The sequence below is a fragment of the Paracoccus sp. (in: a-proteobacteria) genome (assembly GCF_032007265.1).
In the GTDB taxonomy this organism is placed as follows: Bacteria; Pseudomonadota; Alphaproteobacteria; order Rhodobacterales; family Rhodobacteraceae; genus Paracoccus.
Genome location: NZ_DALZMB010000161.1, coordinates 1 through 5,979 on the forward strand (window position 1 = coordinate 1; position 5,979 = coordinate 5,979).

Genomic DNA, 5,979 nt, shown 5'->3' on the forward strand with positions numbered 1-5,979 from the left:
CAATTATCTGGGACCGTTCGGGTTTGGTCTTGCATCTGTTCAAAATGAACAGGGAGGGCAATAAAATGGTTGAGCTTTATCTTCCCGATCTCGTTGGCGCGATGGCGCGTGGCAACGCCCTCGCCCAGGCGACCAACAAGCAGCGCAGCGAGAATGCGCTGGCCGGGTTTCTGCGCGAGAATTCCAACGCACTTTTAGCGGGCGATCAAAATGCTTTCGCCCAGTACCTCCAACTCGACCCGCAATCCGCGTCCAATATGTGGCAGGGCGTCGAGAACCGCCGCATGAAGCAGGAAGAAACAACCTATCAGCGCGGTCGCGATGCGCAGACTGATGCTGCGGCAGCCGAGGCGCTAAAATACAACCGAGGCCAGGACGCTCTGGCGAATGCCCGCGGTGACCGGCAGGAGGGGCGACTGGAGAACGACTATCAGCTCCGCGCCGAGGAACACCGCCGCAAGGTAGGCGAGGCGCAGGCGCTGAAGGACGCCACCGAGGCCGAGCGTCTCGCTAAAATCGCTCTCGGCTTCCACCAAAATGGCGACCGGGCCGGGTTGCAGAATTTCATCATCAGCGAAGGTGGTGACCCCGCTGATTACGAATGGGACCAGATCCCGCACAAGGCGCGGGGGTATATGAGCTGGGCTGATGCGGTGAAAGCCGGGCAAGGGCCAGATTGGCGACCTGCGACAGCCACAGAGGCCGCGAGCTATGGGGCGCAGGCTGGCCAAATCAACGGGCGTACTGGTGAGTTCAAGCGAACGCCGGTTGATAGCGGGATGGCAATCGATGTTGACCCAGCGACTGGCGCGGTATCAGTCCGTCAGGGCGCGGGCGCTGGTGGTATCAAGCCGCTTACAGAGGGGCAGAGCAAGGACACCGTCTATGCCACTCGCGCTGAGGGGGCGTTGGCTGCTCTCGATGAGAATGCGGATGCGCTTGTGGATCGTGCTTCGATTGTTGCGGACAAAACGCCGCTCGGTTTCGGTAGGGGCATCCAGTCTGACAAATATCAGCTGGCGAGGAATGCGGGAGACGAGTTCCTTCAGGCGATTTTGCGTAAGGACACCGGAGCAGCCATTACCGCAGACGAACAGGCGGCATATGGGGCGACTTACCTCCCACAGCCCGGCGATGGCGCTGCTGTCATGGCGCAAAAAAAGCAAGCGCGCCGTCGTGCGTTGGAGGCTTTGAAAGCTGGAATGCCTGCGCAAGCAATTCTTGCGCAAGAGCGCGCCTTGGATGCGTCAGGCAGTGGCCGGATAAGCGATCCGGTTCCACCTCCAGCAGTCGGGGCCGTAGAGGATAGGCACCGTTTCAAGGGCGGTGATCCAGCAGATCCGAGCAATTGGGAACAGGTGCAGTAATGGCCGGACCATGGGAAAAATACGCCAAGCAACCCGCGCAACCTGCGACCGGCCCTTGGACAAAGTATGCAAAGCAAGAACCGAACATGAGCGCTGCTTCCGTGCCAGACGACGTGCGCGCCCGGTGGGATGCCGCGCGGGCGGGGACACTTGAGGTATCGCCGGAAAGCCTTGCGCGCCATGAGGGAGCGAATGCGGCAGGAGTTGAGGCCTACCCCCCACAGCGCGGCATCATGGATCAGGTGACGGATGCGCTTGGTGCTGGAGCGGCTGGCGTCTCGCGCGGCGTCACTGGCCTGATGGACCTGCCCGGCATGGTGACAGGCGGTGTTGGCAGTCTCGCGGCTTCCGGCCTCGAAAAAGCTGGAATCGTCTCGCCGGGTGTAGCGCAGGGGATGCGCGATTCCTTCGACATGATGCCGATGGGAGACGGTGATCGGTTTCGGGGCGCAGCTTCGGATGCGACGGGCGGGGCCTCGGAGTTCAAGGGCGATACCATGCTCGGCAAATATGCCGGTGCCGTTGGTGAGTTCCTGCCGGGTGCTATGATCGGGCCGGGCGGGCCGGTCAGGAACCTGCTGCAATATGGCGTTGCGCCTGGCATCGCATCCGAAGCAGCGGGACAGGCTACTGAGGGTTCATGGTATGAGCCGCTGGCGCGCATGGGTGCAGCCATGGCCGCGCCGTTTGCCGTCTCTGGGGCCGAGCGCGCTTTTACCGGGGTTCGGAATGCCCTTGCTGATTGGCGGTCGCATGGGACGCTTGCCGATGAACTGGGCGTAAGTCGCCGCGCTGGCCGATTGGTTGCCCACACCTTGGGGATGGACGATCCAGAGCGCATGCGCGCCGCCCTTGCAGCGAGTGGGCCGGACGGCATGCTTGCGGATGCAGGGCCGACCGCTCAAAGCAACTTGGACGCTGTCATGCAGGCTCCGGGCGAAGGCGCGCGGACGGCGCTGCGTCGGATCGATGCGCGGGCCGAGGCCGCTGGCGGGCGGCTGAATACTGCGTTGGATGAGGGGCTGACCGGAAGCAGTGTCGGCGCGCCTTCCAACCGGCAATTCTCTGATGCCGCGACCCTGCAAGGGGACGTTCGCCAAGCAACCGCAGGGGCGCGCAAGGCAGTCTATGACAGCGCCTATGCCGCGCCGATCGATTACGCCAGCGATGCGGGGCGCAATCTTGAGCAACTGCTTCCGCGTGTGCCGAAGGACGCCATCACGGCGGCCAATCGTCTCATGCAGATAGATGGCCACACCTCGCGCCAGATCCTCGCCGATATCGCCGACGACGGGACAGTGACATTCCGGCAGTTGCCCGACGTTCGGCAATGGGACTACATCAAGCGAGGCTTGAGCCAAGTTGCGTCTACGGGTGAAGGTCAGGGCGCGCTGGGCGGCCAAACCGATATGGGACGCGCATATCAGAGCCTGTCGCGTACCATCCGCCAGAACCTCGGCGCTGCCGTGCCCGAGTATGAGCATGCCACGAAAGTTGCTGGTGATGTGATTGGCGAAATCCAGTCGATCCAGACCGGGGCAGATATGCTCAAGCCCGGCGTGACCCGCGCCGCATTCGAGGCCTCGCTGGACGGAATGTCGGCGGCGGAGCGTGCAGGGGTGAAGCGTGGCCTGCGCCAGCAGATTGACGACACGATTGCGAATATCCGCGCCGTGGCGACAGACCCGAATATCGATGCCCGCGAAACCTACAAAGCCTACACCATGCTGACTTCACGGTCCTCTCAGGACAAAATGAAGCTTCTGCTCGGCGATGATTGGGCACCGATCAAGGCGGCGCTGGATGATGCGGCATCCGCGCTTGGGTTGCGAGCAAGAGTCGCACGCGGGGCGCAGTCCTTTGGGCGCGCGGAAGCCAATCAGATGATCAATGACAGCATCCAGCCGGGGCGCATTCGTTCAGGCGAGGCACTGGGGCCATTCGCGACGCCTCAGGTGGCGTGGCAGAACATAACCCGATCGACGCCCAGCGCTGTCCAGAAAGCCAAAGCTTCTGTGAAAAACGAGCTGGCCGAGGTTCTGACGCGGAACGGTGGCGCGCGCATCCTCGGTCAGGTGGAGAATGCGCTGGCCGGTGCCAGGCCGTGGGCGCTTCCTAGCTGGGGTGGGCCAAGCCCGATGGCCGGTGCAGCCGCTGTGGGCAATGCGCTGGCTCAGTATGGCTATGAACGCAGCAACCCACCGCCCAGCGCGGCATCCAATCGCTGAGAGGGTGTCCCGTGCACTGCGGACCTTCAGGAGCAGAACTTGCCGCCCGACGAACGGCGGCAGGTCTCACGCAAAACCAGCTGGCCCAGCTGGCGGGGCTGGGCCGCTCTACGGTCCAGTATTGGGAGCGCGCGCCCCGGCTGGATCCGCACGGCTGGGCCGTTGATCGCTTGGCCGGTGTTCTCGGCTGGTCGGTTCATGCCTATAACGGATGCAGTACCGCGCGCGCGTGCGAGAGCGGTGATTGCCCGTACCTCAGCGCCGCCGCCGAAGGCAGAGCCAGCGGCACGTTCCTGAAAAGTCAGGTGCGTGAGGCCCAGCGCGTCAGCGTCCGAAGGGTGATCTGCGGGGCAAAAACACGAAAAAACACGAATTGCGGCAACAAGAGCGAGCCGGGTAAGACCCGCTGCAAGTTTCACGGAGGCATGTCTACCGGAGCCCGAACACCGGAGGGCATCGAGCGAATCAGAGAGGCGCAGCGGCGGCGCTGGGCAAGGGTGCGCGGGGAGTCAGTTGCCTGCTCTTTGAGAGTGCAATTGCTTGACCCGGCTGTGAACCACGAATTAGAGGGCAGGAATCATGCCTGCACCTGACCCTTGGGGCATTACAATCGAGAACCGGGGGCAGGGCTGCCGCGTCTTCGCTGATATGTTCATGCTGTCTGGGCGCACCCAGCGCCTTTCTCGCGCAAGGCGTATCGTCGCGAACCTACGGCGCAATGGCTGGACCTGTCAGGGGTGTGGCGGTCCGGTCCCTGAGTTTCGCCGGGCGGATGCCCGGTATTGCAGGGAGAGTTGCCGGAAGCGGCAGGCCCGAGAGCGGCCAAAGGGCTCGCGTCTATTTCCGACAAAACGAAATAGGGTTCTGTTCTCTGCTCAGAAATGAGCGCCGTGCTGCCGGAGCATCTGATAGGGAGTTATTGTCGAAATCCCATGCGCGTTGGCGGCATCCGGAATCTTGATCTTATTTTTCGCCCCTGGGGCTCCAACTTCGAGTGTGACTATCTGGTGTCCGCCGAGCATAGCGTAAGCCACCAGATAGGAGTCGGCCTTTGCTAAGAACTCGGCGACCGCCGCAGTAGTGTATCCATTGGATCCTGCCCATGTAGCGACCTGTCCCATGGCGTTCGTTACGGCAGAGTCATCGGGCATGAAAATGTCGGAACCATGCATGTCTATCCAGTTCCGGATCTGATCGTCCTTTTGTCGAAGCTCCCTTTTCACGGGAGAAATGCTCTTCACGTCGCCCACGGATGCCGCCCGAGCAATCCAAGACCAGTAGCTCCCGCAAATGTCGAAAGCGTAATAAGTCAATGCGGGCGTAAGGAATGCGTTGGAGTCCAAAAGCAGAGTCAACTTGTTACTCCAAGGTGCCGCGCTTCCTGGCGGAAGGTGGAGGACTTCTTGATGTTGAGAAGTTCGAACGCATCGCCCATGAGTGTTTGACCTTCAAGTGCCGCCGAAATCACAGCGGATGCAAAATGAGGATCAACCCGGGCACCCATAGTATTGTAGAAATCACCGCCGCCGGATTTTTTCAGTTTTGCTCTTCTCTTGAGAAAGTCTAATTCGGCATCATAGGCATTCTGGAAGTCGGCATAAGACATGCGTCCTAGATCCTTCATGCGTCGGAGCGCCACGAGAGTGCTTACCCTGAATGTACGGGCAATCATGCTCTTTGCGTCGTCGTCATCGCTAGGCAAGTCCATGGCGGATAACTGCGCAATTGGCACAAGCACCTCAGCCGCAACTGCATTGCAGAAGCGCTCCACCTTGGCATCGGGGTCAAGGCGTTCAGGCAGATCGTCCGCAGCGCTGTTGCTCACGCCGTCCTTACCGATCCAGATATGTGCCAGCTCGTGTGCTAGCGTGAAGATTTGCCCGGATTTAGTATCAGCCCCATTGATGAACACTAACGGGGCGAAGGAGTCGGCAATCGCAAAGCCCCTGAACTCTCTGGGATTCAATGGCCGATGGGTATTATTGCCGACCACACCATTGATCATCACGAGGATGCCACCCGCCCGCGCGAGCGCTATGAACTGGCGTAGGAACTCCTCCCAGTTTGCCACTTCGTTGCGGCTTCCAACTTCGAGCTTCAAAACTGTTCGTATGTGCCCTGCCACGACGGCGGGCTGATCCCCCAAATCTGCAGAGCCGACGAAGGGGAGTGTATCGCCTCCGGAGCTCGCTAGATGCTCCCGATACCACCTTTGGCGACGCTGACAGATGTGGATCGTATCGATTAACTCCGTGCTGGGTCCTTGAACGCCCCCTTCCGCCATACGTCTAAAATCCGGCAGTGGCAGCCTCTCCTTAGGTGGCTCCGGGAGGGCTCTGTTGCACAATTCGGCTGATGGCCAAGGCTCCCCTTTCCCCGGACGG

The 5,979-nt window shown here is 61.1% G+C and carries 5 protein-coding genes; 3 read left to right on the forward strand and 2 right to left on the reverse strand.

What is annotated here, in order from left to right; all coding sequences use genetic code 11:
* From RTS12_RS19675 to RTS12_RS20840, 3 genes are all read left to right on the forward strand, one after another.
* Window positions 1-1,367 (forward strand): hypothetical protein (locus RTS12_RS19675; protein WP_312531649.1); only part of this gene is annotated, 1,367 nt, incomplete at its 5' end.
* An 86-nt stretch (window positions 1,368-1,453) separates the two neighbouring features.
* Window positions 1,454-3,595 (forward strand): hypothetical protein, encoded by a 2,142-nt coding sequence (locus RTS12_RS19680; protein WP_312531652.1) that lies wholly within the window; start codon window positions 1,454-1,456, stop codon window positions 3,593-3,595.
* An 11-nt stretch (window positions 3,596-3,606) separates the two neighbouring features.
* Window positions 3,607-4,188, forward strand: a complete 582-nt coding sequence (locus RTS12_RS20840; RefSeq protein WP_409455720.1) for an HGGxSTG domain-containing protein — start codon at window positions 3,607-3,609, stop codon at window positions 4,186-4,188.
* 282 nt (window positions 4,189-4,470) lie between these two features.
* On the opposite strand, the gene RTS12_RS19690 is transcribed toward RTS12_RS20840, so the two are convergent.
* Window positions 4,471-4,950 carry a DUF4411 family protein gene (locus tag RTS12_RS19690; RefSeq protein WP_312531654.1) on the reverse strand — a complete coding sequence of 160 codons (480 nt, stop codon included), beginning with the start codon at window positions 4,948-4,950 and terminating at the stop codon, window positions 4,471-4,473.
* The gene (locus RTS12_RS19695) at window positions 4,947-5,696 is read right to left on the reverse strand and encodes an ImmA/IrrE family metallo-endopeptidase (protein ID WP_312531657.1); all 750 of its coding nucleotides are present in this window, start codon (window positions 5,694-5,696) and stop codon (window positions 4,947-4,949) included. The genes RTS12_RS19690 and RTS12_RS19695 overlap by 4 nt, the downstream gene beginning before the upstream one ends.
* Window positions 5,697-5,979: the final 283 nt, after the last annotated feature.